Annotated in this window: 21 protein-coding genes and 1 tRNA gene; 10 read left to right on the plus strand and 12 right to left on the minus strand. The window is 44.2% G+C overall.

Going from position 1 to position 26476, the window contains the following annotated elements; all coding sequences use genetic code 11:
• Positions 1-2 precede the first annotated feature (2 nt).
• From L0U88_RS09620 to L0U88_RS09630, 3 genes are all read right to left on the minus strand, one after another.
• Positions 3-2645 (minus strand): TonB-dependent receptor, encoded by a 2643-nt coding sequence (locus tag L0U88_RS09620; protein ID WP_234865835.1) that lies wholly within the window; start codon positions 2643-2645, stop codon positions 3-5.
• A gap of 156 nt (positions 2646-2801) precedes the next feature.
• Entirely contained in the window at positions 2802-3410 is a 609-nt protein-coding gene (locus L0U88_RS09625; protein ID WP_234865836.1) for a DUF445 domain-containing protein, read from the minus strand.
• Between the two features lie 43 nt (positions 3411-3453).
• Positions 3454-3527, minus strand: a tRNA-His gene (locus tag L0U88_RS09630).
• Positions 3528-3714: 187 nt separating this feature from the next.
• On the opposite strand from L0U88_RS09630, the gene L0U88_RS09635 reads away from it, so the two are divergent.
• Complete coding sequence (locus tag L0U88_RS09635; protein WP_234865837.1) at positions 3715-5880, plus strand: carboxy terminal-processing peptidase; 2166 nt, start codon at positions 3715-3717, stop codon at positions 5878-5880.
• 100 nt (positions 5881-5980) lie between these two features.
• Here the strand turns inward: L0U88_RS09635 and L0U88_RS09640 are convergent, their stop codons facing one another.
• From L0U88_RS09640 to ppk1, 6 genes are all read right to left on the minus strand, one after another.
• Positions 5981-6481 carry a DinB family protein gene (locus tag L0U88_RS09640; RefSeq protein WP_234865838.1) on the minus strand — a complete coding sequence of 167 codons (501 nt, stop codon included), beginning with the start codon at positions 6479-6481 and terminating at the stop codon, positions 5981-5983.
• Positions 6482-6538: 57 nt separating this feature from the next.
• Positions 6539-8248 (minus strand): S8 family peptidase, encoded by a 1710-nt coding sequence (locus tag L0U88_RS09645; RefSeq protein WP_234865839.1) that lies wholly within the window; start codon positions 8246-8248, stop codon positions 6539-6541.
• A 95-nt stretch (positions 8249-8343) separates the two neighbouring features.
• On the minus strand, positions 8344-9867 hold the full coding sequence (gene amaB / locus L0U88_RS09650; RefSeq protein ID WP_234865840.1) for an L-piperidine-6-carboxylate dehydrogenase: 1524 nt from the start codon (positions 9865-9867) through the stop codon (positions 8344-8346).
• A 55-nt stretch (positions 9868-9922) separates the two neighbouring features.
• A complete protein-coding gene (gene panB, locus L0U88_RS09655) occupies positions 9923-10738 on the minus strand; it encodes a 3-methyl-2-oxobutanoate hydroxymethyltransferase (RefSeq protein WP_234865841.1) in 816 nt (271 codons plus the stop codon).
• A gap of 79 nt (positions 10739-10817) precedes the next feature.
• On the minus strand, positions 10818-11705 hold the full coding sequence (locus L0U88_RS09660; RefSeq protein ID WP_234865842.1) for a Ppx/GppA phosphatase family protein: 888 nt from the start codon (positions 11703-11705) through the stop codon (positions 10818-10820).
• 22 nt (positions 11706-11727) lie between these two features.
• Positions 11728-13866 (minus strand): polyphosphate kinase 1, encoded by a 2139-nt coding sequence (ppk1, locus tag L0U88_RS09665; protein WP_234865843.1) that lies wholly within the window; start codon positions 13864-13866, stop codon positions 11728-11730.
• 204 nt (positions 13867-14070) lie between these two features.
• Between ppk1 and rpmB the strand changes: the two genes are divergently transcribed.
• The 6 genes from rpmB to L0U88_RS09695 all read left to right on the plus strand — a co-directional run bounded on the left by rpmB (position 14071) and on the right by L0U88_RS09695 (position 17747).
• Positions 14071-14307 (plus strand): 50S ribosomal protein L28, encoded by a 237-nt coding sequence (gene rpmB / locus L0U88_RS09670; protein ID WP_234865844.1) that lies wholly within the window; start codon positions 14071-14073, stop codon positions 14305-14307.
• Between the two features lie 48 nt (positions 14308-14355).
• The gene (gene rpmG / locus L0U88_RS09675; RefSeq protein WP_039132552.1) at positions 14356-14538 is read left to right on the plus strand and encodes a 50S ribosomal protein L33; all 183 of its coding nucleotides are present in this window, start codon (positions 14356-14358) and stop codon (positions 14536-14538) included.
• 42 nt (positions 14539-14580) lie between these two features.
• On the plus strand, positions 14581-14754 hold the full coding sequence (locus L0U88_RS09680; protein WP_234865845.1) for a DUF4295 family protein: 174 nt from the start codon (positions 14581-14583) through the stop codon (positions 14752-14754).
• A 176-nt stretch (positions 14755-14930) separates the two neighbouring features.
• Entirely contained in the window at positions 14931-15893 is a 963-nt protein-coding gene (ftsY, locus tag L0U88_RS09685) for a signal recognition particle-docking protein FtsY (RefSeq protein WP_234865846.1), read from the plus strand.
• Positions 15894-16010: 117 nt separating this feature from the next.
• Complete coding sequence (rimO, locus tag L0U88_RS09690; protein WP_234865847.1) at positions 16011-17327, plus strand: 30S ribosomal protein S12 methylthiotransferase RimO; 1317 nt, start codon at positions 16011-16013, stop codon at positions 17325-17327.
• Positions 17328-17342: 15 nt separating this feature from the next.
• Positions 17343-17747 carry a c-type cytochrome gene (locus L0U88_RS09695; protein ID WP_234865848.1) on the plus strand — a complete coding sequence of 135 codons (405 nt, stop codon included), beginning with the start codon at positions 17343-17345 and terminating at the stop codon, positions 17745-17747.
• A 16-nt stretch (positions 17748-17763) separates the two neighbouring features.
• Here the strand turns inward: L0U88_RS09695 and L0U88_RS09700 are convergent, their stop codons facing one another.
• Both L0U88_RS09700 and L0U88_RS09705 read right to left on the minus strand, forming a co-directional pair.
• Positions 17764-19944, minus strand: coding sequence for a molybdopterin cofactor-binding domain-containing protein (locus tag L0U88_RS09700; RefSeq protein ID WP_234865849.1), 2181 nt, complete (start codon positions 19942-19944; stop codon positions 17764-17766).
• A gap of 61 nt (positions 19945-20005) precedes the next feature.
• Positions 20006-20674: a DNA alkylation repair protein gene (locus L0U88_RS09705; protein ID WP_234865850.1), complete on the minus strand. Its 669-nt coding sequence runs from the start codon at positions 20672-20674 to the stop codon at positions 20006-20008.
• Positions 20675-20753: 79 nt separating this feature from the next.
• Between L0U88_RS09705 and L0U88_RS09710 the strand changes: the two genes are divergently transcribed.
• On the plus strand, positions 20754-22166 hold the full coding sequence (locus tag L0U88_RS09710; RefSeq protein ID WP_234865851.1) for a glycoside hydrolase family 140 protein: 1413 nt from the start codon (positions 20754-20756) through the stop codon (positions 22164-22166).
• On the opposite strand, the gene L0U88_RS09715 is transcribed toward L0U88_RS09710, so the two are convergent.
• Positions 22156-23415 carry a sterol desaturase family protein gene (locus L0U88_RS09715; RefSeq protein ID WP_234865852.1) on the minus strand — a complete coding sequence of 420 codons (1260 nt, stop codon included), beginning with the start codon at positions 23413-23415 and terminating at the stop codon, positions 22156-22158. The genes L0U88_RS09710 and L0U88_RS09715 overlap by 11 nt on opposite strands.
• Before the next feature lie 60 nt (positions 23416-23475).
• Here L0U88_RS09715 and L0U88_RS09720 point away from each other — a divergent pair, with 60 nt between their 5' ends.
• On the plus strand, positions 23476-24723 hold the full coding sequence (locus L0U88_RS09720) for an NAD(P)/FAD-dependent oxidoreductase (RefSeq protein ID WP_234865853.1): 1248 nt from the start codon (positions 23476-23478) through the stop codon (positions 24721-24723).
• Positions 24724-24786: 63 nt separating this feature from the next.
• Complete coding sequence (gene bshC / locus L0U88_RS09725; RefSeq protein WP_234865854.1) at positions 24787-26445, plus strand: bacillithiol biosynthesis cysteine-adding enzyme BshC; 1659 nt, start codon at positions 24787-24789, stop codon at positions 26443-26445.
• The last annotated feature ends 31 nt before the right edge of the window (positions 26446-26476 follow it).

Here is a 26476-nt window from a genome sequence, read left to right on the forward strand (position 1 = left end):
CATCAGAATTGAACCCCTTCACTCATATTTTGCATGTTCTGCATATCTCCTTTAATGTTCTTACGCTTAAAGAGTGAGGTGTCAAATTTACCAAATCTCCAGCTGAAATTAAGACGCAGGATCTGCGGATCGCGCAATCTCCAGGTATTTTGTTCAAAGCTGGGAGAGGAGCTAAACTGATCATAGCGGTTGGTGCGGAAGATATCGTTGATGGCCAGGGTCAGGTTCGCTCTTCTTTCTTTCAGGAATTCATACCGAAGAGCAGCTTCCACTTCATAACGCGGACGAATAAAGCCCTGTGCTGTGGTTTGCGGTCCGCCAAACATAAAGCCACCACCGCCACCACCACCAGGAGGAAGAATGGTTTTGGAAGTATAACTTCCGCTTAATTGCAGCGTAAGCTGTTTTGCCAGTTTGATATTATTATTGATTTTGACAAAATAAGATGTTATCGCTTCCTGGTTTGGAATTCCCGGCTGATTGGCATTGATCTTTGATTGGTAAAGGTTGAAGTTGGAGATCAGTTCCCACCACTTTGTCAGTTTATTTCGTCCAATCAGTTCAATACCCCCAATCTGGCTGTTATCCGCATTGATATAGCTGATCACCAGTTCCTCGTTTTTATTGAAAGGATTGATAAGCTCAACCTGGTTGCGGGTGATAAGATTTGTTGTGTACTTATAATAGGCACTCGCAATAAATGAATTACCATTTCCATATTTTTTCTGGTAGCTCAGTTCAAAAGATGCGGTAAACTCCGGCCGCAGGTTTGGATTACCACGGGTGAGGTTCAACGTATCTGAATAATCCGTAAAAGGAAAGAGCTGGAAGAAATTCGGACGGTTGATCCGGCGTGTAATATTGAAAGCCAGCTCATCATCATCAGTTAGCTGATAAGTCAGGAAGGCACTCGGGAAAAGACTAAGCGGAAAACTGTTGCCGTAGGTCAGGAGTGTATCCTTGCTTCCGGGAGGAGGGGTGGTAGTCAGCACCTCTCCATCGTAGTCAGAACTTTCTGCCCGCAATCCTAACTGGTAGCCAAGTTTTTTCCATTTGTTTGTATAGGTAACATAACCGGCATAGACGCGATCTGTATAATCAAATTGAGAAGAAAGAGAAGGAATAAAAACAGCATTTCCATTCCCATCCACCAGGCTGATATTATTCACGCTTTCCTGGCTCCGGACATTCAGACGTAAGCCTGTTTCCAGCTTTGCATTACCATTTAAAGGATTCACGAAATCAGTCTGGAATGTGATATTGGAACTGCTGCCATTACCGGTATTCAACTGACCGAACCGGCGTATAATGGAACCATTGGGAGCAGTTAATACATCGTTACTAATCGTGGTATTGTTATCGTTTTTGCTGCGGTTATAGTTGATATCAGCAGTGAATTCGCGACCAGGTTTGGTGAAGAGACGTTTGTAATAAACCGAAGATCCGAGATTCCGGAAAGAACGTTCTCCATCTGATATACGACGACTGAAGCTGGATTGTGTATCTCCCGGAAACAGACTGTCTGTCTGGATGTTACTTTCATTATCAAAGTTGAAACTTCCCCGAACCGCATTCACGGAGAACCCAACAGTATTTCGGTTATTCATGAAATAGTCAAGTCCCGCCCTTCCAAACATGAACTGACCTGTGTTTACATTATAGTCATCCTGATCGAGGACTGTTACAGGGTCTTTAATAAATGTTGTACGCGAGGTATTACCTTCTGATATAGACTTCCTGGTGCGGATATTACCACTGGCAAACATATTCACCTTACCCTGTTTAACATTGATGTCAGCGCCACCATTGGGTTGCCAGCGGCTGTCAATACCTGCCCTGATACTTCCGTTATAACCTGCTTTCCTGTTTTTCTTCAAAACAATATTCAGGATTCCGGCAGTACCTCCGGAGGCATCAAATTTGGCAGAAGGGTTAGTGATAAGTTCCACACTTTCGATGGCATCGGCCGGAATTTGATCGAGTGTTAGTGTTGTAGGGCGGCCATCCACAAAGATCTGTGGAGCAGCATTCCGGAGAGTTACACTGCCATCAATATCGACCTGCAGGGAAGGAATATTGCGCATGATATCTTCCGCGGTATTGCCGGTAGAAACCAGGTTTTTATCTACGTTGTACACTTTCCTGTCGATACCCATCGACATCAATGGTTTGGCCGCCGTCACAGTAACGGATTCCAGCATTTTCGGATCGGCTTCCAATTTGATATTGCCGAGGTCTTTATCAACGCCGGCAAGTGCTTTTTGCATATCGCCACCTGCCATGTTTAATTCAAAGCCAACTTTTTGTTCAATTTCTTTAAACCCGATTGCAGAAATGACTAGTTTGTAAGATGCTGCTACAGGAAGCCCCTCAAAGCTGAATTCACCTCTTCGGTCGGTAAGCATTCCCGCGATGATGGTATCTTTTCTCTTTTTGGTTGCGGCATCAAATTTGTTCTGAATCAGTTGAACGGAAGCTGCGTCAACCCCTTTATTGGTTGCGGCATCAATAATCCTTCCGTAAAATCGGCCGATATTCATGTTGCCACCGCCTGGCCGGCCTCCGGGAGCACCCACCCCGGCAGGTATTTGTGCAAAGCTGAAGGTTCCGATAAAAATGGTCAATAAGACCAATACATGTTTCATTCTTCTGTTTTTTCTCTGAGTGTGTGCAAAATTGGGCAAATATGGATGCCTAAACGTTGCGATTGGGATGAATGGTATATGACAATTGAACGGCTACTAAGTTTAACAGTTTGGGACGGGTGGACTTTTTTTGGTATGAGCGGTAACAAATATGGATCAGGAACCTGCCAAAAATGTGATGGCGATCTGTACCAGCCCGATCAAGAAGCCTAAAATCGCTCCAATTATCTCTACAAAACGGAATTCTCTTGCCATTATCTGGTAAAGGATCTGTTCCAGCTTATCGGAAGAAAAGGCCCTGACTTTTTCTACCACGATCTTTTCAAGGTCCAGTTGATCTTTTAGTGTTCCCATATATTTTTCCATGATTACCGGGAATAACAAGCGGAGTTCTTCCAGGAAAACGGCTTTTAACTGGGCGATGGTTTTATCTCCTATGAACATACTGATCATTGGCATGGTTTCCTTCAGTTTTACCCGAAGAAAATGATCTATGTGTTCTTCAATATAGGGGGAAAGACGGTCAAGGTTTTCCGGGCTGGTAAGTTTGTTGGAAATGTCAGAAAAAGATAACAATTCCTGGCTGACCAGTTTCCCCAGTTTTTCTGCAAACTGCTGTTGACGTTTGGGAAAAATCCCCTGGAAAGTGATACCCAGGAAATTCCGGGGCTCGCGGGGATGAAACAACATCTTGATGGCAATCCAGTTGGTAAACCATCCGATAAATGCGGAAATCAGCGGTAGTAATAAAAGCCAGGGCGACATAATTACAGAATTAAAAATCCCCCACAACAGTGGGGGATGGGAGGGAGGCTGATGGGTCTCGAACCCACGACCCTCAGAACCACAATCTGATGCTCTAACCAACTGAGCTACAGCCTCCATGCGGGTTATCGCAATGCTTTTTTCAAAGCGGGCACAAAAATAAGTAAAAAATTGAATCCTGATACAGGAGCTAAAAAAAATGTCAGAAACCACTCATCATAATCCATTGTTAATTGGTGCTGTTGGCAACAAGCCTGGTTGTTTTATCGTTATTTTTGGAATAATGCAAAATCTGGTGAAAATTATGTTTAGTAAAAGAAGCCTGCCCGTGTTGTTGGTACTGTTGTGTTGTGCCCTGTTCATCGGTTTCCGTTCAATGGGAACCAACCATGCTGATCCACCTGGTAAATATGAAAAAATCCTTCACAATGTTGCAGATATTCTGCAACAGGTTCATTATAACCCGAAGAAGATAAACGATGAGTTTTCAAAAGAAATTTTTTCCAAGTACCTGGAAACGGTGGATGTAGAAAAGAATGTCTTTTTGCAGAGCGATATCCAGGCACTGAAAAAATATGAACTGAAAATTGATGAGGAGTTGCTGGGTGGTACTGTAGAATTTGTACCTGCTCTATCTGAGATATATAAAAAACGGGTACTGGAAGCTGAACAACTTACCAAAGAGATTCTTGCTAAACCTTTCGAATTCCAGACGGATGAAACGATCATTCGCGACAGTGAAAAACTGGAGTTTCCCAAAAACCTGGATGAGAAAAAAGACCGTTGGAGAAAACGCCTCAAATACATGACCCTTGAGCGTTTTGCCGATATGCAGGAGAACCAGGAAAAGAACAAGGGCAAGGAAGGCTTTAAAGCACAAACAGCCGCTGAAATGGAAGCCAGTGCACGCGAAGGTGTAGCAAAAGTTGTTGGTAGAATGTTTGACAGGCTCAAACTTAAATACAATGACGACGAACGTTTCAACCAGTTCGTAAATGTGATCACCAGCACCATGGATCCGCATACCACATTCTTTCCTCCCCGCGACAAGCGTTATTTTGATGAACAAATGAGCGGGCGGTTTTTTGGTATCGGAGCTTCTCTGACATCACAGGAGGGAAATATCAAAATTGCCTCCGTAATTACCGGGTCACCAGCCTGGAAGACAAATGAAGTAACCGTGGGTGATGTAGTGCTGAAAGTGGCCCAGGGTGCGAACGAACCGGTTGACCTTACAGGATTTGATGTTGAGGACGCCGTTAAAATTATCCGGGGCAGCAAAGGAACCGAAGTTCGACTTACACTACGCAAAGCTGATGGCTCTGTAAAGGTGGTTTCCATCATACGGGATGAAATTGTTCAGGACGAAAGCTTTGCAAGAAGTGCAGTAGTGGGCAATGGTAAGAGTAAAATTGGATACATTATGCTTCCGGAATTCTACGCCGATTTTGAAAATCCGCGTGGGGCTCGCAGTGCAGTGGATGTAGCTAAGGAAGTGATCAAACTGAAAGAACAGAAAGTTGACGGAATTATCATAGATCTCAGGAATAATGGTGGAGGATCTTTATATGATGTGGTTCAAATGGCCGGACTATTTATCGAAGACGGCCCCATAGTACAAGTCAAAGACCGTGACGGGAAGCCGAGCATTTTAAAGGATCGTGACAAGAGTGTATTGTATGATGGTCCGCTTGCCGTAATGGTAAATGAATTCAGTGCATCCGCTTCTGAGATCTTTGCAGCCGCCATACAGGACTATAAAAGAGGGATTGTGATAGGCAGTACCTCAACCTATGGTAAGGGAACTGTGCAGCGCAATATCGGATTGGATAAGGAAACCGGAATGTTCAGCTCCAACAGTGAACTGGGTACCATTAAATTAACCCTGCAAAAATTCTATCGCATTAATGGAGGCTCAACGCAGCTGAAAGGCGTGGCTTCAGATATTGTTGTACCCGATGTACTGGAAAAAAGTAAGGTCCGTGAAAAAGACGAGCCTACTGCACTAGGATGGGATGAAATCGCGAAAGCGCAATACAATACCTGGAAGTCGCCATATGATCTTAACCAGGTTGTGCGTAACAGCCAGGAACGTGTTAATCAGAATCCGGCATTCAACCTGATCAAAACAAATACAGATTGGCTGGCTGAACAAAACGATCGCGTTTATTCCCTGAATCTGCAGAAGTTCAAAGAGGAAAAGAAAAAAGTAAACTCAACAGTAAAGCAAATTGAGGCCCTGTACAAATTGAGTCAGGAGCTGGAAGTGGAAAGTATTCCAGGTGATGAAGAAAAGTTTGCAACAGATCCGGACAAATTGACTCGCTATAAAGCATGGAAGAAAAATCTCCGCAATGATATTTATCTGGATGAAACGATCAATGCGGTAAACGACATGATTTACCAGCAGAACCTGGCAATTAAAAAAAGTGCTGACAGCAAACTGGAGAAATCGAAGCAGGAAAATTAATGAAGTGAGAAGTCAGACGTGAGACGTGAGAAGTCCTAGATGTCTTTTTCACCTTTCACTTCTCACCTTTCACAAAAAAGCCGGCATTAGCCGGCTTTTTTTATAGATACCTTTCCTGTAAAATAGTAAGGTGGTGTTTTACATGTCCGGCCATGATGAAACAAATCGCAACAGCTGTTATCGGGTTGTTGGATGCATTTCCTTCGGCATTCAGTTGTTCATCTGTGAAAGATTTGATCATCCGCAGGTTGCTTTTCCTGAGCTGGCGCAGTTCCTTGAGCATGTCTTCCCAACTGCGGGTGGAAACAATTGCATTAGCGGCATACAGATTTTCGTCAAAGCCAGGGAGGGGAGTGGTATCCAGGCGGGCAATTCGTAATGCACGGTAAGCAAAAATCCGTTCCGCATCGATCAGGTGCTGCACTACCTGTTTAATGGTCCACTTTCCTTCGGCATACGCATAATCCAGCTTTTCTTCCGGGATGGTTTCCAGGAATTCCAGCATCTCCTCGGTATTTTCTTTTAAGGTTTTCCGAAGATTATCCGATTTTACCAATTGTACGTAATTCTCAAAATAAGGAGCGTAAATCAGGTTGTACATAACAGTTGTTTTGGGTTCATTTCACCCGACCGATAACACCGGTCGGGTAAAATGAAATTATCCTTTTTTGTCTTTTTTCAGGGTTGATTTGGGAGCTGGTTTGCTCTTTTTCTCTGCTTCCAACGTAGCTGCAACTTTGGCTGCTTCAAATGCATTCAATAATCCACCGGTTTTGCTGATTTCAGCGAGTTCCACTTCTTCATCAGAGCCAGGAATCTTAACCGTCATATCCGGACCAACAGCTGATTTTTCAATCGCTTCTTTAATCTGCTGGGGTGTTAATGTTGGATAATAACTCATCAGGAAAGCGGCAACACCGGCAACAACAGGGGAAGCCATACTGGTGCCCTGGGCATTACCGTATGTATTACCACCCGGTATGGTAGAATAAATTTTGGTACCAGGCGCAAAAACATCCACTTCTGATTTTCCATAGTTGGAGAAAGATGCAGTCAGGCTCCTGAAACCGGGCTCTGCAAGCGGGTCAGAACTTGCACCCACAGTAATCCAGTTGGAAGCTCTGTATTTGTTCTTCAGGAAAACGGGATTTGGAAAATTGTCAACGGAATCAATATTAGAGGCGTCGTTACCTGCTGCATGTACCAGTAACACTCCTTTGGTTTCTGCATATTTAACGGCATCATCCACCCAGTTTTTCTCTGGGGAGAAGCTTTTACCAAAGCTCATATTGATCACTTTTGCTCCGTTGTCTACCGCATAGCGGATGGCCAGTGCGATATCTTTATCATGCTCATCGCCATCGGGTACAGCACGAATCGCCATAATGCGAACATTGTCGGCCACACCATCCATTCCCACTCCATTTTTACGCTTTGCGGCAATAATACCTGCCACGTGGGTGCCGTGGAAGGGTGTATTTGCCATTACATCGTTGTTTCCATAAAAACGGTCGTTGATATCATTGTAATTGTCTCCAACAATTGCCCCGCGGTAGTCTTCCGGTGCTTTTTCAGCCGCTTCTTTTTTTCTTTCTTCTCCGCTTACGAAATCTGCGAAGCCTTCCAGGAACTCACCATTACCGGTTTCCATCATATTGAAGGCTTTCAGTATATAGAGCATGCCGGCTTTCGCTTTCTGAGCTTCGGGGGTAGAAGGGGCAAATTTTTCAAGTTCTTTTCCGGTATAGGAAGAAGTATCCATAGCTACGCGTAGCAGACTATCATTTTTCTGGCTGCTCTCCAAAGCTCGCTTCAGGAAAATCAGATCTGCACCACCACCGCCTGCATCGCCTTCTACTTTATCCTTCGCTTTTTTCCACATTTCATAGGTAGCTTTCTCGTCTGCAGACAGATTGCCGGGATTGAAATCCGCAGCTCCATATTTTGCTTTATACTTGTGATACACACGCGCACCTTCATAGCTGTCCTGCTTCACATTACGGCCATCTTTGCCTCCGATAAAATTCCAGCCATAGATATCATCTATGTATCCATTCTGATCATCATCAATTCCATTTCCGGGAATCTCTTTCGGATTTCTCCAGAGAACAGGCTTTAGGTCTTCATGCAGTGTATCAATTCCACTGTCAATTACAGCAACCACAACGGTTTTACTGGGACGGTTCTTCACAAATTCATAGGCCTGATCCAGGCTAATACCATAAAATCCGTCCTTGGCACGGTCAGCCAGGTGCCAACCTTTGGGAAGTTCCTTGTTCACATTTGATGTTGTTCCCTGTGCGGATGCGTTTCCGAGGCTAAGGATCGCCAGGGCCGCGGTGGCTGGCAAGATTCGTAGAAAATTCATGCAGAGCTTATTTTGTTTCTGATACAAAATGACGCAAAAAGGCGGTATTTAGTTTGCCGCTTGCGTAAATTTTGCATCCTGTTAAATGGATATTGTTAAAGATCAAATTTAATACCTTGAGCCAGAGGCAGTTTGGTGGTATAATTGATAGTGTTGGTCTGCCTGCGCATATAGGCTTTCCAGGCATCGGAACCACTTTCACGTCCGCCGCCGGTTTCTTTTTCTCCTCCAAATGCGCCGCCGATTTCAGCCCCGCTGGTACCAATATTAACGTTGGCGATGCCACAATCACTTCCTGCCGCACTTAGGAATTGTTCCGCTTCCCGAAGGTTGAGGGTCATAATTGCTGAGGATAAACCCTGAGGAACCCCATTTTGAAGCGCGATAGCTTCATCGATGGTTTTGTATTTCAGCAGGTATAAAATGGGGGCAAAGGTCTCGTGCTGTACAATCTGGTAATGATTTTCAGCCTCGGCGATACAGGGCTTTACATAACAACCACTTTCATAACCTTCTCCTTCCAGTATGCCTCCTTCTACTACAAAGTTGCCACCTTCTTTTTTACAGGCCTCAATGGAGTTGAGGTACTGTTGTACGGCATCTTTATCAATCAGCGGACCAACATGATTTTGCTGGTCGAGCGGGTTACCAATGCGTAACTGTTTGTACGCATTAACCAATTTGTTCTTGAACGTTTCATACACCGATTCATGAATTATCAATCTACGGGTAGTAGTACAACGTTGTCCGGCTGTACCTACAGCCCCGAACACTGCACCAATAAGAGACATATCCAGGTCTGCGTCCTGGGTAATGATGATTGCATTATTGCCACCCAGTTCCAATATACTTTTACCCAATCTTGCGCCTACTGCTGCTCCAACGGCTTTACCCATGCGGGTGGATCCGGTGGCAGATATCAGCGGGATGCGGGTATCATGGCTCAACCATTCACCCAAATCACGACCGCCATTCACGATGCAGCTGACACCTTCCGGTACATTGTTCTTTTTGAAAACTTCATTGATGATATTCTGGCATGCAATGGAGCAAAGCGGCGTTTTTTCAGATGCTTTCCAGATGCAGACATCACCGCAAACCCATGCCAGCGCTGCGTTCCAGCTCCATACTGCTACCGGGAAATTAAAAGCGGAAATAATTCCAACAATACCCAGGGGATGCCATTGTTCATACATACGGTGACCCGGTCTTTCACTGTGCATGGTCAGGCCATACAACTGGCGAGATAAGCCTACTGCAAAATCGCAGATATCGATCATTTCCTGCACCTCACCATATCCTTCCTGCAGGCTTTTTCCCATTTCGTAGGATACCAGTTTGCCCAAGTTTTCCTTTTGCGCACGAAGAGCTTCACCCACCTGCCGAACAATTTCCCCTCTGCGAGGAGCCGGCCACTGTCTCCATTCCAGGAAAGCAGCACCTGCCTGCTTAAGAATGGCCTCATAGGCAGCTTTATCGGTTGTCTGTACAGAACCTATCAATTTACCGTCAACGGGAGAATAAGACGAGATGGATGGGCCGGTTGATTCAAGCCAGTTTGATCCGGTAGAACTGCCAATATTTTGAGCATCTACCCCAAGTGTGCGTAAAAATTCCATTGCAAGCTGTTTTAGCCGGCAAAGGTACAGTTTTCCCAATCAGTATGAGGATACCTCAGTATTGTTCCTGTTCATTAGGGAAATCACCGCTGCGAACATCTTTCACATAATGTCCAACTGCTCCGAGGATCTGATCGTGCAGGTTCAAATATTTCCGTAGGAAGCGAGGATTAAAATCATTGTTGATGCCCAGCATGTCATGCATTACCAGTACCTGTCCATCGCACTGGTTGCCTGCTCCGATACCGATAGTTGGTATGGTAAGTGATTCGCTCACTTCTTTCGCCAGGGTGGCTGGAATTTTTTCAAGTACAATGGCAAAACAGCCGGCTTCCTGCAATAGCAAAGCATCCTTTTTCAGTTTTTCTGCTTCGGCTTCTTCTTTAGCTCTAACAGTATAAGTGCCAAATTTGTAAATGGATTGCGGTGTTAGTCCAAGATGCCCCATCACTGGTATGCCTGCATGCACAATCCTCCGGATACTCTCTGCCACTTCCTCACCACCCTCCAGTTTAATGGAATGTCCGCCGGTTTCTTTCATGATCCGGATGGCACTTGCCAGTGCAATATCAGAATTCGACTGATAAGAACCGAATGGAAGATCCACCACCACCAGCGCTCGGTTTACCCCTCGTACCACACATTGTGCATGATAGATCATATGTTCCAGTGTGATGGGAACGGTTGTATCATGGCCAGCCATTACGTTACTGGCAGAATCACCCACCAATAATACATCTACACCCGCTTCATCAAAAATCCGGGCAAAAGAATAATCATAAGCCGTAAGCATGGCTATCTTTTCCCCCGCAGATTTCATTTTCAGCAGGGTATTGGTAGTAACCTTTTTAACTTCTTTATGAACCGACATGAAATACTGTTATATAAATTGAATATTGATAGTGCTCTCACTTCTCACTTCTCACTTCTCACTTCTGACGTTTCACCTTTCACTTTTCCCCTTTCACTTCTTCATAAAGTATATGCACCAATCCATCCGCCAAACCAATTTTGGGAACAAAAATTTCCTTTGCATCGGCCCATCGCATCACATTAATGTAGATGCTAAGGGCAGGAACAATAACATCCGCACGGTCCTCCCGCAAATTGTAGAGCCGCATCCGTTGTGATACGGTGAAACTGCTAAGTTCACGATGATAATCTTTGAGAAGTTCCAGGGGAAGTGATTTGCCATCTTTCTTCTTGGACATAGAGAATATTTTGTTGATATTCCCCCCGGATCCTATACAAGTAACAGATTTTGCGCCTTTGGTGAATTGCCGGATCGTTTCCTTCATGTCATCCCAATGTGCTTCAGTTACCTGGTTTTTCAGGATACGGATCGTACCTATGTTGAAAGATTTTTTGTAAGCAAGTTTACCTTCGTTGAAAAAGGTTAATTCTGTACTGCCTCCACCCACATCAATGTAGAGATAGGATTGATCTTTATCCATATTCTCGGCAATGTGATTTTCATAAATAAAGGAGGCTTCCTGGTCGCCGGAAATGATATCAATCTGAATGCCCGTTTCTTTTTTTATATGATCGATAATTGCCGGACCATTGCTTGCATCCCGCATCGCAGAAGTAGCACAGGCTTTATAATGCTCAACACCATAAACATCAATCAGTGCCCTGTAGGCCCGAATGGTTTTTATAATATGTTCCTCCTTTTGCGGAGAGATCGTCTGATTTTCAAACACATCAAACCCTAACCGGAGCGGAACCCTGACCAGGTTTAACTTATTAAAACGTTCATTGCCCTGGTCGTCTGTGATTACCTCTGTTATCAGTAAACGTGCGGCATTACTTCCAATATCGATAGCGGCTAATTTCAAGGCTGCTGATTTTCAGAAATACTTATGTTTCGGTTGCTTCCATTGCAGGCAGCTGGTTGAGGCTGTCTGTGATCTGCTGGCGGCTTCGCTTGGATTGAAGGTAGTTGTATTGTTCCACTTGGGACCTTACTTTTTTCCCTTTGTTCCTAACATATTGGTTCTGTAGATGATTGTCCAGAACTCTCGCTTTCACGTTATCATTCAGTTGAATTTCCAACATGTTCTTCAACACTTTTTGAATATCCGGATCAAAAATCGGACAAGTGATTTCAACCCTATGATCCAGGTTGCGAACCATCCAGTCGGCCGAAGATATATAAACTTTCTCTTTGCCTCCGTTGTGAAACCAAAACACTCTTGCATGCTCCAGGTATTCATCCACGATGCTAATCGCCTGTACCGTTTTTTTGTATTTCTTGCTCTCTGAATACATACAGAAAATTCCTCTTACAATTAAGCGTACAGGTACACCTGTCCGCGCTGCTTCGTATAATTTTTCAATCAACAGCTCGTCAGAAAGCGAATTCATTTTCAGGGTGATGCCGCTTGGCTTTTTTTTCCTCGCTGCCCTTATTTCATGATTGATGAGTTTAATCAGTTCTCTTCTAAGTGTACCGGGGCAAGGAATAAGTGATTTACAGCCTTTAAGAATGTCAGGTGAAGTGCGATGTTTCTCGAGGTATAAAAACACACGGTTGATATCCGCCATAATACCCCGGTGAGCTGTCAGCAGGCAATGATCTCCATAGATAGTAGCCGTACTTTCATTCATGTTGCCGGTACTTACAAATCCGTATTGTATAGTCCGGTTATTGATTCGTTTGCGGATGATGCAACATTTCGCATGTACTTTCATGTTAGGAATGCCGATCAGTACCCGAACACCTTCCTCTTCCAGTTTTTCCTTCCATTCAAGGTTGGCTTCTTCTTCAAATCTTGCCCGGAGTTCCATCATCACGGTTACTTCTTTTCCGTTTCGGACAGCATTGATCAGGGCATTGATAATTTTGGAATTGGAAGCCAGTCGATATGCGGTGATCTTGATCGACACCACATCTTTATCAATAGCGGCTTCTCGTAAAAGATCGATCACCGGGTTAAAGGAATGGTAGGGGAAATGCAGCATAATGTCCTGCTCCAATACGATGTCTGTTACCCGGGAAGTACCTGCCAGCAAAGGATGCTGAAAGGGTTTTTTCCGTTGTGATTTTTTGCTGAAGACATTTGGAAAATCCATGAAATGACGGAAGTTGTGAATGCGCCCGCCCGGTATCAGGTTGTCTTTACTGGTCAGGTTCATTTTGCGCATCAGAAATTCAAGTAATGCGGCATCCATCTCTTTTTCATACACGAAGCGTACCGGTTTTCCTCTCCGGCGGTTCTTGACGCCTTTTTCAATTTTCTGAATCAGGGTAGTGGATACATCATTGTCAATGTCAATTTCTGCATCCCTGGTCATTTTAAAGATCCAGGATTCAAATTTTTCATAGCCAAAATAAGAGAAGATAGAAGGCAGATTAAAACGGATGATATCTTCCAGCAGGATGATGTGTTTTTCACCATCAGGGGAGGGAAGCTGGATAAAGCGACCGACAGCTTTTGTAGGTATTTCTATCAATGCATATTTGCGTGCAAAATCTGCAGATTTCCGGCTCATCAGTACAGCGAGAAACAGGGATTTATCGCGTAAGTAAGGAAAATTCGGAACCTGATCAATCATAAGAGGAATGGTATTTACCCTCACTTCTTCTTCAAAAAACTGTTTGACAAACAGCTTTTGTTCACGATTGAGCTGTTTTTCTGTGATCAGGAATATTTTTTCCTTTCTCAGATCGGCCTGTATCATTCCCCAGATCCGGTTGAACTCATGTTGCTGCTGCAGTACCCGAATCATGATCTCTTCCAGGATTTTTTCCGGTGAGATTTCCAGGTGCATATTCAGTTTGGCCTTTTTAGTATTACCCAGCTCAATCATTCGTTTCAGGGTGGCTACACGAACCCGGAAAAATTCATCCATATTGTTGGAGAAAATACCCAGGAACTTAATGCGCTCCCGCAGTGGATTGGTCGGATCTGCTGCTTCCTGCAAAACCCTGGCATTAAACGCAAGCCAGCTAATATCCCGGGGTATCGTCTTTCTTTTTCCATCCATATCTGTCATAATCAGCCATTTATATCCAAAATTCCGGATCTGGCAGATGTACCCAAATTAAGGAATTGTTAGCGAACCAATCTTCGATTAGAGTGATTACCTAAAGGTTACCTCATAGTTACCTCATCCTAACCTGGCTTTTTATTTTTTTAGTTTTAGTTTTGATTTTATTAAGATTTACTCCTACCTTTGCCGTCCTAAATTTTGACAGTCATGGCTAGAGTATGTCAGGTTACGGGTAAGACTCCGATCACTGGTCATCGGGTTTCTCACTCAAATATTAAGACAAAGCGCAGATTTTTACCAAATTTGCTGACAAAGCGGTTTTATATCGCTGAAGAAGACAAGTGGATTACATTGAAACTGTCTGCTGAAGGACTGCGGACCATCAATAAAAATGGTCTGTATGCAGTAGTAAAGGAATTGAGAGCAAAAGGAGTTAAAATCTAAAAGAAATTAATTGCCGCTTCGGTGGCGATCCTTATAAAACGCATTACAATGGCAAAGAAAGGTAACCGAGTTCAGGTGATTATGGAATGTACCGAGCATAAGACCAGTGGTCAGCCTGGTACCAGCCGTTATATCACTACCAAGAACAAGAAGAACACTCCTGAGCGTCTGGAGTTGAAGAAGTACAATCCCATTCTGAAGAAAGTGACTGTACACAAAGAAATCAAATAAGACGCGTAAACCTGATTTACAAATTTTCTAATTTATTATACCATGGCAAAAGCAGCAAAAACCGCGATCAAGACCAAAGACCAGAAGGCAGCAGCTGAAGCTAAGAACTGGACCAAAGTGATCAAGGCTGTTCGTAGTCCCAAGACCGGTGCCTATACGTTCAAAGAGGCAATCGTTCACAAGGACAAAATCAAAGAATTCCTGGGCGAAAAATAATTCCGGGTACTTAATTACCTGATGAGCTGTTCTGATATTCGGAACAGCTTTTTCTGTTTTATCCAATTCCGGTTCAGAAGGGAATCCTGAAAAACCAGCTGGGAATCTTACCTTTGGCATCCCATTCAGGGAAGACATTTGCCAATTTTTACAACTACCATTTTACAATACCGCATATGGGTTTTTTTGATAAATTATTCGGAAAGAAAGAAAAGGAGTCGTTGGACCAGGGGCTGCAGAAAACCAAGGAAAGTTTTTTAAGCAAGATCACCAAAGCGGTAGCTGGAAAAAGTTCAGTGGATGACGAAGTGCTGGATAGCCTGGAAGAAGCACTGGTTACAGCTGATGTGGGAATAGAAACCACCGTTCAGATTATTGAGCGAATCGAAAAAAGAGTTTCCCGCGATAAATACCTCAATACCTCAGAACTCAACAATATTCTACAGGATGAAATCCGTGGCGTATTAGTGGACGCACCGGAAAGTAATACCTACTCCTTCCAATCGGACCTTCCCAACAAACCTTATGTAATCCTGGTCGTTGGCGTGAATGGAGTAGGTAAAACCACTACTATTGGAAAGCTGGCTTATAATTTCAAGAAAGCAGGAAAATCGGTATTACTGGGTGCTGCTGATACCTTCCGTGCTGCTGCGGTTGACCAGTTAACAATCTGGAGTGATAGGGTAGGAGTTCCAATTGTAAAACAGGATATGGGGTCTGATCCGGCTGCCGTTGCATTTGATACAGTTCAAAGTGGTGTTGCACGCGGTACGGATGTTATTATTATTGATACAGCGGGTCGCCTTCATAACAAGGCTCACCTGATGGATGAGCTGGGTAAAATCCGGCGGGTAATCCAGAAAGTAATCCCAAATGCTCCTCATGAAGTGCTGCTTGTTTTAGATGGTTCAACCGGACAAAACGCCCTTGAACAGGCAAAGCATTTTACAGCCACTACAGAAGTTAGTGCACTTGCCATTACCAAACTGGATGGAACAGCAAAAGGAGGTGTAGTGCTGGCCATTGCCAACCAGTTCAAAATACCCGTGAAGTTTATTGGAGTAGGTGAAAAAATGGAAGACCTCCTGGTTTTCGATAAGCACGAATTTGTGGATAGCCTCTTCAGCCTTCAGTCCTGAACCCTGCCTGTTTTGCCGCTAAAACAAAAAAATTTTCCAAACTGTTTTGCAGCCTGGGAACTGCCCCTTTCCCCAGCGAGGGGAAAAGCGTAACTTTGCGCCTTATTAAAATTGCACATGAAAGCCAGAACGCTGAAGAAGGACAAAGTGAATATCATTACCCTGGGGTGTAGTAAAAATATGGTGGACAGTGAGGTGCTCAGCGGTCAGTTGCTCGCCAATGATATCCAGGTAGTGCATGAAAATGCAAAACTGGATCATAACATCGTTGTGGTTAATACCTGTGGTTTCATTGATAAGGCCAAGGAAGAATCCATCAATACCATACTAGATCAGGTTTCCCTTAAACAGAAAGGTAAACTGGATAAAGTATATGTTACCGGCTGTCTTAGTCAGCGGTATCGGGACGATTTGGAAAAAGAAATCCCTGAAGTGGATGCCTGGTTCGGCACTATGGAACTGCCGCTGATTTTAAAAGAGCTGGAAGCAGATTACAAGGCTGAGTTGCTGGGAGAGCGTATGCTGGCTACGCCAAAACATTATGCCTATCTGAAAATTTCGGAAGGCTGCAATCGCACCTGCTCTTTTTGTGCCATTCCCCTGATGCGGGGTGGCCACGTTAGCCGGCCGATAGAAGAACTTGTAAAAGAAGCGGAGTCCCTTGTTAAAAAAGGCGTGAAGGAAATCATGCTGATTGCGCAGGAACTCACCTATTACGGCCTTGATCTGTATAAAAAAAGACAATTGCCGGAATTGCTTCATCAATTGGCTGCCGTGCCTGGTATCGAATGGATCCGACTGCATTATGCCTACCCATCCAAGTTTCCAATGGAAATCCTGGATGCCATCAAAGCCCATCCTACTATCTGTAATTACCTGGATATGCCCCTGCAGCACGCTTCCAACAATATGTTAAAAGCCATGAAGCGGCAGATTACAAGAGAGGAGATGGAGACACTCATAGCTGCTATACGTGAACAGGTGCCAGGAATCTGTATCCGAACCACCCTGATCACCGGATTTCCTGGAGAAACCCGGGAGGATGTGGAAGAACTGAAAGACTTTTTAAAGCGGATGCGGTTCGACAGAGTGGGTATCTTTACCTATTCACACGAAGAAAATACAACAGCTCACGACCTGGAAGACAATATCCCGGCGGAAGAGAAAGAAGCGCGTGCGCAGGAAATTATGGAAGTTCAGCAGGAAATCAGCCTGGAAAAAAACCAGGAAAAACTGGGCCAGATTTTTAAGGTAATAGTTGATAAAAAAGAGGCAGGTCGTTATCTTGGAAGAACGGAATTTGACAGTGTGGAAGTAGATAACGAAGTGGTGATTAATACCAGTGAAAAACTGGTGCCCGGACAATTCGTTCAGGTAAAAATTACAAAAGCCTATGATTATGACCTTGAAGGCGAACTGATTAATATAATATAGCATAACCAAACGCACATGAAAAAAATTGCTGTTGCATCCGTACTTACGATTAGTGTAATAATGTTCTCGGCCTTTGTACAGAATCCGAAAGAGGCCAGTATAAAACGTGGTAAAGAAGTTTATGACAACAATTGTATGAGTTGTCACCAGGAAAACGGGGAAGGTATTGAAGGAAGTTTTCCTCCACTTGCCAAATCTGATTATTTCCAGAAGGATCCAAAAAAGATTATTACAGTTATTCTGAAAGGCCTTAATGAAGAAATAAAGGTGAATGGCAAAACCTATAACATGATGATGCCCGAGCAATCTTATCTTTCAGATGAAGAGATTGCCGATGTAACCAACTATGTGGCCAACAGCTGGGGTAATAAATCCAAAGCGGTTTTCACTCCCGCCCAGGTAAAAGCGGCACGCAATTAAATCAATCTGCCGTTGCTTATGCTTCCGGCAGATTGGTCAGCGAAAAAGGAAGTTTTCGAATACGCTTTCCCGTTAAGTCATAAATCGCATTACACAAAGCAGGTGCCAGAGGAGGAAGACTCGGTTCTCCAACGCCACCTGCTTTTTCGTCGTTTTCCATGATGATCACTTCAATTTCAGGCGTATCCTGTATTCTTGATAAGCGATATTGATGGAAATTGGTTTCTATTGCCTTGCCATCTCTGAAATTAGTGGCGTGAATGGTTGCTGCACCCAGGGCCATGATTACACTCCCTTCCACCTGCTGTTCAATAATGGTTGGGTTTACATACCAGCCGCAGTCAATTACAACAGTTACTTTGTTTACCTTCACACCATTCTCGCCGTTTTTGGATACCTGTACTACTTCTCCAATGATGGAACCAAAACACTCGGCAAATGCAACACCATATCCCTTTCCCCGTTTATCCCAATTCGTTACCTCCTTCAACTTGTCAATCAGTTTATGGTAGCGGTCATGGTTATCCCAAATATGTGCTTTCCTGAATGCCAGCGGATCCTTCCCGGCCGCTACTGCCATCTCATCCCAAAAACTTTCAAATGCAAAAGCATTGGTGGATGAATAAACAGATCTCCACCACATCACAGGTACAGGCGATTCTGTTGGAATATCAGCAAAGCGATAATTCGGTATGCTTTCAAAATAAGGCTCCAGCCAACCTTCTGTAGTACTGCGATTGTAATCCATTTTATCCGGGTTGGGTGACCATTGATGATCCATATTCTGACCGGACAATTTGATCTCCAGCGCATTGATCCTGTCACCCTGTAAAACTGCCTTGCATCCATAAACACCACCTGGACGGAAAGGTCCCTGGGTCATATCATCTTCCCTTGTCCAAACCACCTGAACCGGTGCATTGATCGCTTTGGAAATATATACTGCTTCTGCCGGGTAATCGGTAAATGCTTTTCTTCCAAATCCACCACCCAGGAAAGTCATATTTACTTCCACTTTTTCTATTGGCAGTTTATACCGCGTTGATAAATCCGATTGAATCCAATCAGGTCCCTGGATGGGCCCCCAAACCCGTATGCTATCCGAAGTATAATGAGCCGTGCAATTCAATGGTTCCATTGCACTATGACTTTCATAGGGCGTTTCATAAATGAGGTCCAGTTTTTTCTCTGCCTTATCAAAAAACCGAACCGGATCTCCCAGCGCTTTTTGGGGAAGTCCGGGTTTGGCCAGGTCCTCCTTCATCCGCTGGTAGAGAGACTCTGTACTTACCCGTTCAATTCCGGTATCTTCCCATTCAATTTCCAGCATTTTTTTTGCTTTCAATGCAGCCCAAGTATTGTCCGCAATTACTGCTACACCTTCACGGGTTCCTGAAAAAACAGGCATTTCCACTTTGATTACATCAATCACTCCTTTAACCGCACGGGCTTTTTTGTCATTGAAGGATTTGACTTTACCATGGAAACGAGGGCTGCGCTCCACTGCAGCATATTTCATTCCGGGTAAACTGACATCAATTCCAAAAACTGCCTTACCGGTTATTTTATCTGGGTTATCTAGTCTGCTAACCGGCTTGCCAATATATCTGTAATCTTTTCTTGCTTTTAATTTTACGGATGCAGGTGGAGTTAAGCCCGATGCTTTTTCCACCAATTCGCCGTAACCCAGTTTTTTTCCACTGGGACGATGAATTACCTGACCTTCCGATGCATAACATGCCTCAGGATCCACCTGCCAGGTTTGGGCCGCTGCGGTAATTAACATTTCCCTGGCTGCTGCACCCGTATTCAGGAGTGCTTTAAAAGATCCCCTTACGGTTGAGCTACCTCCCGTTATCTGGCTGCCGTATTTGGAGGGGTGGCCTTTTGCGAATTCAACTTTTACTTTAGATAAATCAACTTCCAGTTCTTCCGCCACAATTTGCGGAATGCTCTGGTAGGCGCCCTGACCCATCTCGGCACGGTGACTAAAAATCGTTACAAGGCCTGTTTTGTCGATTCGTATCCACGCTGTTAGATCAATTCCCGCGCTCGCTGCTTCTGCTGTGCTCATAATGGTTGGTTTTCCGTTGGCAAGTGCCGGCACGAAAAAACCGATTGTCAATGCAGCTCCGGTCAAACCGGAAAGCCGAAGAAAATTTCTTCTGCTGAGTGAAGAAGAAGTCTGGTCGCTCATATTCAGTCGATTTAAATTGGTGGTGAAAAGTTACAGAATCTACCAATTTGTTCCATACCGTTTATCCAGCATGTTTTAAGGCTTCCCGTTTAGCGAGGCCGTTAATGCCAGCTGATTCAACAAAAGCTTCCACTTTCCCTGGCGCAACTCGGTGATACTGCCGGAGCGACCAGCCGATGGCTTTTTGAATAAAAAACTCCTTTTTTCCTTTCAATTCATGGATAGCCCAAAAAAGAAAATCAGGATCGGTTTTTTCTTTATAAAACAATTGAAACAGAAGGGTTGTCCGGTTTTTCCATATATTTTCTGATGCAACCCATTTTTTCATGATGCTTCGATCGGTTTTATGCTGCAAACAGCCACCGATCAATTTGGCTGCTATAAAATCAACCGTATCCCACCAGGATTTTTCCGTTACCAGAGAAAGGAAAAACTTTTCAGCTGCAGGATTCCATTTTTTACGTTCTGCATAGAGCAATTCCATCGCCACATATTGATATTCACGCTCCGGTAATTCCCATAGTTCAGCAGCATACTGCAGGATTTCAGCCATGTCCAGTTTTTTTGCCGCCTTAATAAACGGTTTTGATAACTCTTTCCGTATCGGTTGGTTTATTCCCAGGTATATAAATTTGCCCTTCATATAGCGGGACATCTGCTCCGCTTTTTCAGGATCACGATGAAATTCCATGGCCTCCTGTAATTCTCTTACTGTCCTACTGGTTTTCATTTATTTCTTTGGAAAAGATTACAATTAAGATAGTAATTCTGTCGTTGTATATGTATTTTACCGCGATAAACTCCGGTTGATGAATAAAATCCAATACCCGATACTGCTTTTAGTGGCAGTGCTGTTGTCAATTCCCTGCTTCTCTCAGCATCAATGGAAGCATGGCAGATTGAGAGTGAGTGCAGACGCACATTACCTTGAAACTACTAACGGTCGCCCTTTTTTCTGGCTGGGTGATACCGGATGGGAATTGTTTCACAGACTCAGTTTTGAAGAGATCGTTCAATACCTGAACGACCGCCATAAGAAGGGCTTTAATGTAATCCAGGCCGTTGTCCTGGCAGAACACGACGGACTTACGAAGGCAAACCGCTATTCGGCACTTCCGCTTTTTCAGAACGATCCACTCAAGCCCAATCCCAAATATTTCCAGCTGATTGATACTACCATCCGTATGGCAGCTGAAATTGATATGTTTGTTGCTCTCCTGCCCACCTGGGGCGATAAGGTATCCAAGGAATGGGGAAAAGGCCCGGTTATCTTCAACGAACGAAATGCCTATCTATATGGCAAATGGCTTGGCAACCGGTACAGAAATGATGAAAACATTATCTGGATGTTAGGAGGTGATCGCCTTCCGGTAAAGGATTCCAATGACTTCAGACCCATCTGGAGAGCTATGGCCCGGGGGATCCAGGAAGCTACTGACTACAAAGCTTTTATTACCTATCATATTTCCGGTGGAGAATCCACTTCCAAATACCTGCATAAAGAAACCTGGCTGAATATGAACACTGTTCAAAGCGGTCATGGTAGCGGCCATGATGTGCCCGTGTGGAAATGGATTGAGCGCGATTTCAACCTGCCGTCTCCCAAACCTACAATGGATGCAGAACCTAATTACGAAGATCACCCGGTGGATCCCTGGCCAAAATGGGATGAAAAAAAGGGTTATTTCACGGAGTATGATGTTCGGAAGCAAAGCTATCGTTCGGTTTTTGCCGGCGGATGTGGTGTTACGTATGGCCATCATGGTGTATGGCAGTTCTACAGCGAACGCGAAGAGCCCATCACGTATGCTGACTGGAGCTGGACGGCCGGAATGGATCGCCCCGGTGCCTACCAGGTAGGTTATCTGCGCAAGATCATTGAATCACGTCCCTACCTCGGCAGGGTATATGACCCTAAGATGATTGTAGAGGGACAAAGCATGAAGAATTCCGAATTCATTACCGCTTTTCGCGGCAAGGACAATGATTTCGCTATGATCTATATGCCGGTGGGCAAGACCATCAAAGTGGATACCCGTTTCATGAAAAGCTCTGATATCAAGATCTGGTTTGTGGATCCAAGGATCGGGCATGTAGTTCGAGGTATCTCTACCTACCGCAAAGACGTGCTTGAAATCAAGCCGCCTACCCTCGGAGTCGGTCAGGATTGGGTTATTGTTTTGGATAACCCCGATTCACAGTACCGTCCGCCTATGGAGTAAGTGATGGACGTGATTGCTGCCTTACAAAATAATAAACTACCAGCGTTGAGCCGATAAAATAACTGGCCAGGAAAACCGGAAGGAAAGTTCCGAGTGAACTCAATCCAAACCAATCGCGCTGGTAATAAAGAATGGATAAGCCCAGCAGGTTTTTCGCAATTTCCCAGTAAAGCGCATCACGGTGGTTGTCCATCAGCTCGGTGTATGCGTAGACCATCAGGAAAACAAACAAACCGTAGAGAAATATTCCGGGGGAACCTATCTGTGCTATATAACCGAAAAGATAACTGATCAGCAACAGGCAGATCAAGATCTGAAATAAGCTCCACCACCGTACAGTGGCAGGAACTGTCGGTTCATATTTTTCAAAATGATAAGGATCTTCAATTTTAAAAACCGGGTATTTTTCTTCTACATCTTTTGGTCGCCAGCCTGTTGGCATCAGCCAAATGCGGAATTTATCTTTCCAGCTTTGAGCCCTCCAGGCATCCTGGATCAGCAGCCATAAATGCATGAAATTGATTTTTACGGGGTTCCAGGTTCTCACTGGTCGGGTAATACCGTATACAGCAGGAACCGAATCCAGTTCTTCCTGGTAGGTACCAAAGAGCTTGTCCCAGAATATGAAGATCTGTCCGTAATTCTTATCCAGGTATTCGGGATTCAATGCATGATGCACGCGATGGTGGGAAGGAGTTACAATAATTTTTTCCAGCCATCCCATTTTATTGATATGCTGGGTATGATACCAGAATTGCGCAAATAAATGAAGTGGAGCAACTACTGCTACAACCTGTTCCGGTACTCCAAAAAGAGCGGCTGGCAACAGGAAAATAGTAAACAGTTTTACAATAGAGGAAATACTTTGCCGAAGTGCACAAGCCAGGTTGAAATCTTCACTACTGTGATGAATGATATGATTGTTCCAGAAAAAATTATACTCATGTGCGATGCGGTGCGTCCAGTATCCGGCAAAGTCGAGTGCAATAAAAGCAATTACATAGGTAGGCCATCCATCCGGAACTTTTACAATCGCAAGATGATCTGCCAGCCATCCATAACTGATGATAGCAATACTTAATCCTAATACATCTTTGGTAACATTGGTGATGCCTGAACTCAGGCTTGAGATCATGTCCATCGTACGGACGGTTTCTTTACCCTTTCTCCATCCGTACCATTTTTCAAAAAGAACAAGCAGCAAAAAGACCGGCATAGCAATCAGCAATATCCTTCCGTAAGTTTCCATGTGCAGGAATCGTTTCTACTAATTTAGGCAATTCTGTACATTCGTTGCATTTATCAAACTATGAAAGCAATCATCATTGGGGGTGGGATAGTGGGACTTAGTTCAGCTCTGTACCTGCGTCGTTCTGGTTGGGAGGTTACAGTTATTGACCGGAACGACTTGAGCGATAATTGCAGCTATGGCAATGCGGGATATGTATGTCCTTCGCATTTTGTACCCCTGGCAACTCCAGGCATCATCAAACAGGGGTTTAAATGGATGTGGAACAGTAAAAGTCCGTTTTATGTTCAGCCCCGGCTTAGTAAATCACTGATCGACTGGGGCTTGCTGTTCATGAAATCTGCCACTCCGGAGAAAGTGAAAGCGGCGGCCATTCCCCTTCGGGATATCGGTCTGCTAAGCCAGCAGGCGTATCTTTCCTGGCAGTCAATTCCGGGGATTGAAATGGCCTACGAGCACAAGGGGTTGATGGAATATTTCCAGACTCCTGAGAAAGAGGAACACGCGCATCATTTTTGCGAGGATGCCCTGAAACTGGGATTGGAAGCAGAGCTGCTCAGTTATGAGCAGGTACAGGCCCTGGAACCACAAACCCGGCTCAATATAAAAGGAGCACTCTGGTTCAAATGTGATGCTCATGTGTACCCTAACAAAGTTATGATCAGCTTGCGCCAACACCTGTTTGCAAATGGCGTGGTGTTTCGTTCGAATGAAGAAGTAACTGGATTTGATAAAAAAGCAGGAACAATTACGCATGTTCGAACTACCAAAGGGGTATACGAATCAGATAAAATAATACTGGCAGCTGGAAGTTGGAGTCGTGAATTGGCGGCGCAACTGGATACCCGCCTTCCCATGGTTGGTGGAAGAGGTTACTCTGTTACACTGGAAGATTCACCCAATAAACTCAATCATCCTGCCGTATTGATGGAAGGCAGGGTAGCGCTAACGCCCATGGATGGGAATAAAATCCGGTTTGGGGGCACTATGGAAATAACATCCCTGAATAAACCACCCCGGTTAAGCAGGGTAGAAGGTATTTTAAATGCCGTTCAGCGATATTTCCCCGATTTTCAATTACCCAGGGCAGATGAGGCAAATGTTTGGTATGGGTTCCGCCCCTGTTCAGCGGATGGTCTGCCTTATATAGGGAGAAGTTCCAGGTATAAAAACCTGTTATTCGCCACAGGGCATTCAATGGTTGGCATGAGCCTGGGAGCCGGTACTGGACAATTAATCAGTGAACTGGCGAATGAAGAGAAACCCTCCATGGATTTGCGGCCATTTGATCCGGAACGGTTTAACTAGGTTTGGTTCATCGAATCCTAATAAGGATTTATAACTTTATTGGCAGCAACTTGTTCTATCTGCATGGAACTTCGTGCTTCTTTTACATCTGATTATATTAACATGACCCATACAACCAGTCTGTCTTCTGTTAGTAGTCTGCCTTATGCAGCTACCGGATTTTATAACGATATCGTACTGGATTATATAAGCGGAGATGAAAAACTTCGTCCTTTTTATCAGCATGCCGTTTCCTGGGCGGGCATGGAAGCTGCAATGAATGCACGTGAGCTTGCTCCGGTGAACCGGAAGGTATTGGTGGAAGCATTGGAACAACAATACAAAGCGGCCGGACTGAATGGTGAGGCAGCAGTTGATAAGGCAATCCAATTGTTGGCAGAGCCAACTACCTATACAGTGTGTACGGCACATCAGCCCAATATTTTTACGGGATATTTATATTTCATATATAAAATTCTGCATGCGATCAGGCTTGCTGAAAGTTTGAGGGAGCGGTATCCAACGTCCTCTTTTGTACCGGTTTTTTATATGGGCAGTGAGGATGCCGACCTGGATGAACTGGGAAAAATCAATCTGGGCGGGGAGAAGCTTGTTTGGAATACAAATCAGAAAGGAGCAGTGGGACGGATGCAAACAAAAGGGCTTGAACCTTTACTGCAACGAATTGAGGGCCAACTTTCTGTACTTCCTTACGGCCCGCAATTAGTGGGACTGCTACGAACAGCTTATCTTGGTTCAAAGGATATACAAACCGCCACCTTCCACCTGGTGCATGAATTATTCAGGCAATATGGATTGGTGGTGCTGATCGCTGATCAACCAGATTTAAAAAGAATCATGCAGCCGGTATTTGAAGATGATCTCTTTAATCAAACGGCATCTGCCATAGTAACGGATACGGTTAGTCGCTTATCAACTTCCTATAAAGTACAGGCCAATCCTCGTTCCATTAATTTATTTTATTTGAAAGATGATATCCGAAACCGGATTGAAAGAACGGAGAATGGGTTTGCGGTAGTAGATACCGGAATTGCGTTTACAGAGGAGGAAATGAAAAACGAGTTGGAGCAATTTCCTGAACGGTTCAGTCCGAATGTAATCCTTCGTGGTTTGTACCAGGAAACGATTCTACCCAATATCGCTTTTATAGGGGGTGGGGGAGAATTGGCTTATTGGCTTGAATTGAAAGAGTTGTTTCAGCATTACAAAGTTCCCTATCCTGTTCAGGTGTTACGTAATTCATTTTTACTGATACCGGAAAACCTGGCGGCCAAAATTGATCGCATGGGCTTTACCCTTCCTGATTTTTTTCAGCCAACGGATGAATTGATGAATCAACTGGTGAAACGTGATAGTTCTGTACAGGTGCATTTAAGTTCAGAGTTGCGTGATTCGCAAGCCTTTTATCAGCATCTTCAAAACCTTGCCGGAAAAATAGATACCACCTTGGTGCCCCATGTGCAGGCATTGGAAAAACAAATGCTGCATCGGTTAAAGGAACTGGAGAAAAAAATGCTTCGTGCTGAAAAAAGAAAATTCAGTGATCAGTCGCGCCAGTTACAAGCTATTCGAAACATCCTTTTTCCCAATAATGCATTACAGGAAAGAGTAGAGAATTTTCTGCCTTACTATGCACAGCATGGGCCGGCATTTATTGATAAAATCTATTCTGAAAGCCCGCCATTGGAACAGGCATTTAGAATTGTGAAGTATGAATTGTGAAGTATGAATTAGAGACTAACACGTAATCCTG

Origin of the sequence: Flavihumibacter fluminis (assembly GCF_021491375.1) — a bacterium.
Taxonomy (GTDB): domain Bacteria; phylum Bacteroidota; class Bacteroidia; order Chitinophagales; family Chitinophagaceae; genus Flavihumibacter; species Flavihumibacter fluminis.

Excerpts from the sequence above, each read along its gene's own strand:
- L0U88_RS09620 (WP_234865835.1), bottom strand. The coding sequence starts at position 2,645 with ATGAAACATGTATTGGTCTTATTGACCATTTTTATCGGAACCTTCAGC.
- L0U88_RS09625 (WP_234865836.1), bottom strand. The coding sequence starts at position 3,410 with ATGTCGCCCTGGCTTTTATTACTACCGCTGATTTCCGCATTTATCGGA.
- L0U88_RS09635 (WP_234865837.1), top strand. The coding sequence starts at position 3,715 with ATGTTTAGTAAAAGAAGCCTGCCCGTGTTGTTGGTACTGTTGTGTTGT.
- L0U88_RS09640 (WP_234865838.1), bottom strand. The coding sequence starts at position 6,481 with ATGTACAACCTGATTTACGCTCCTTATTTTGAGAATTACGTACAATTG.
- L0U88_RS09645 (WP_234865839.1), bottom strand. The coding sequence starts at position 8,248 with ATGAATTTTCTACGAATCTTGCCAGCCACCGCGGCCCTGGCGATCCTT.
- amaB (WP_234865840.1), bottom strand. The coding sequence starts at position 9,867 with ATGGAATTTTTACGCACACTTGGGGTAGATGCTCAAAATATTGGCAGT.
- panB (WP_234865841.1), bottom strand. The coding sequence starts at position 10,738 with ATGTCGGTTCATAAAGAAGTTAAAAAGGTTACTACCAATACCCTGCTG.
- ppk1 (WP_234865843.1), bottom strand. The coding sequence starts at position 13,866 with ATGACAGATATGGATGGAAAAAGAAAGACGATACCCCGGGATATTAGC.
- rpmB (WP_234865844.1), top strand. The coding sequence starts at position 14,071 with ATGGCTAGAGTATGTCAGGTTACGGGTAAGACTCCGATCACTGGTCAT.
- rpmG (WP_039132552.1), top strand. The coding sequence starts at position 14,356 with ATGGCAAAGAAAGGTAACCGAGTTCAGGTGATTATGGAATGTACCGAG.
- L0U88_RS09680 (WP_234865845.1), top strand. The coding sequence starts at position 14,581 with ATGGCAAAAGCAGCAAAAACCGCGATCAAGACCAAAGACCAGAAGGCA.
- ftsY (WP_234865846.1), top strand. The coding sequence starts at position 14,931 with ATGGGTTTTTTTGATAAATTATTCGGAAAGAAAGAAAAGGAGTCGTTG.
- rimO (WP_234865847.1), top strand. The coding sequence starts at position 16,011 with ATGAAAGCCAGAACGCTGAAGAAGGACAAAGTGAATATCATTACCCTG.
- L0U88_RS09695 (WP_234865848.1), top strand. The coding sequence starts at position 17,343 with ATGAAAAAAATTGCTGTTGCATCCGTACTTACGATTAGTGTAATAATG.
- L0U88_RS09700 (WP_234865849.1), bottom strand. The coding sequence starts at position 19,944 with ATGAGCGACCAGACTTCTTCTTCACTCAGCAGAAGAAATTTTCTTCGG.
- L0U88_RS09705 (WP_234865850.1), bottom strand. The coding sequence starts at position 20,674 with ATGAAAACCAGTAGGACAGTAAGAGAATTACAGGAGGCCATGGAATTT.
- L0U88_RS09710 (WP_234865851.1), top strand. The coding sequence starts at position 20,754 with ATGAATAAAATCCAATACCCGATACTGCTTTTAGTGGCAGTGCTGTTG.
- L0U88_RS09715 (WP_234865852.1), bottom strand. The coding sequence starts at position 23,415 with ATGGAAACTTACGGAAGGATATTGCTGATTGCTATGCCGGTCTTTTTG.
- L0U88_RS09720 (WP_234865853.1), top strand. The coding sequence starts at position 23,476 with ATGAAAGCAATCATCATTGGGGGTGGGATAGTGGGACTTAGTTCAGCT.
- bshC (WP_234865854.1), top strand. The coding sequence starts at position 24,787 with ATGGAACTTCGTGCTTCTTTTACATCTGATTATATTAACATGACCCAT.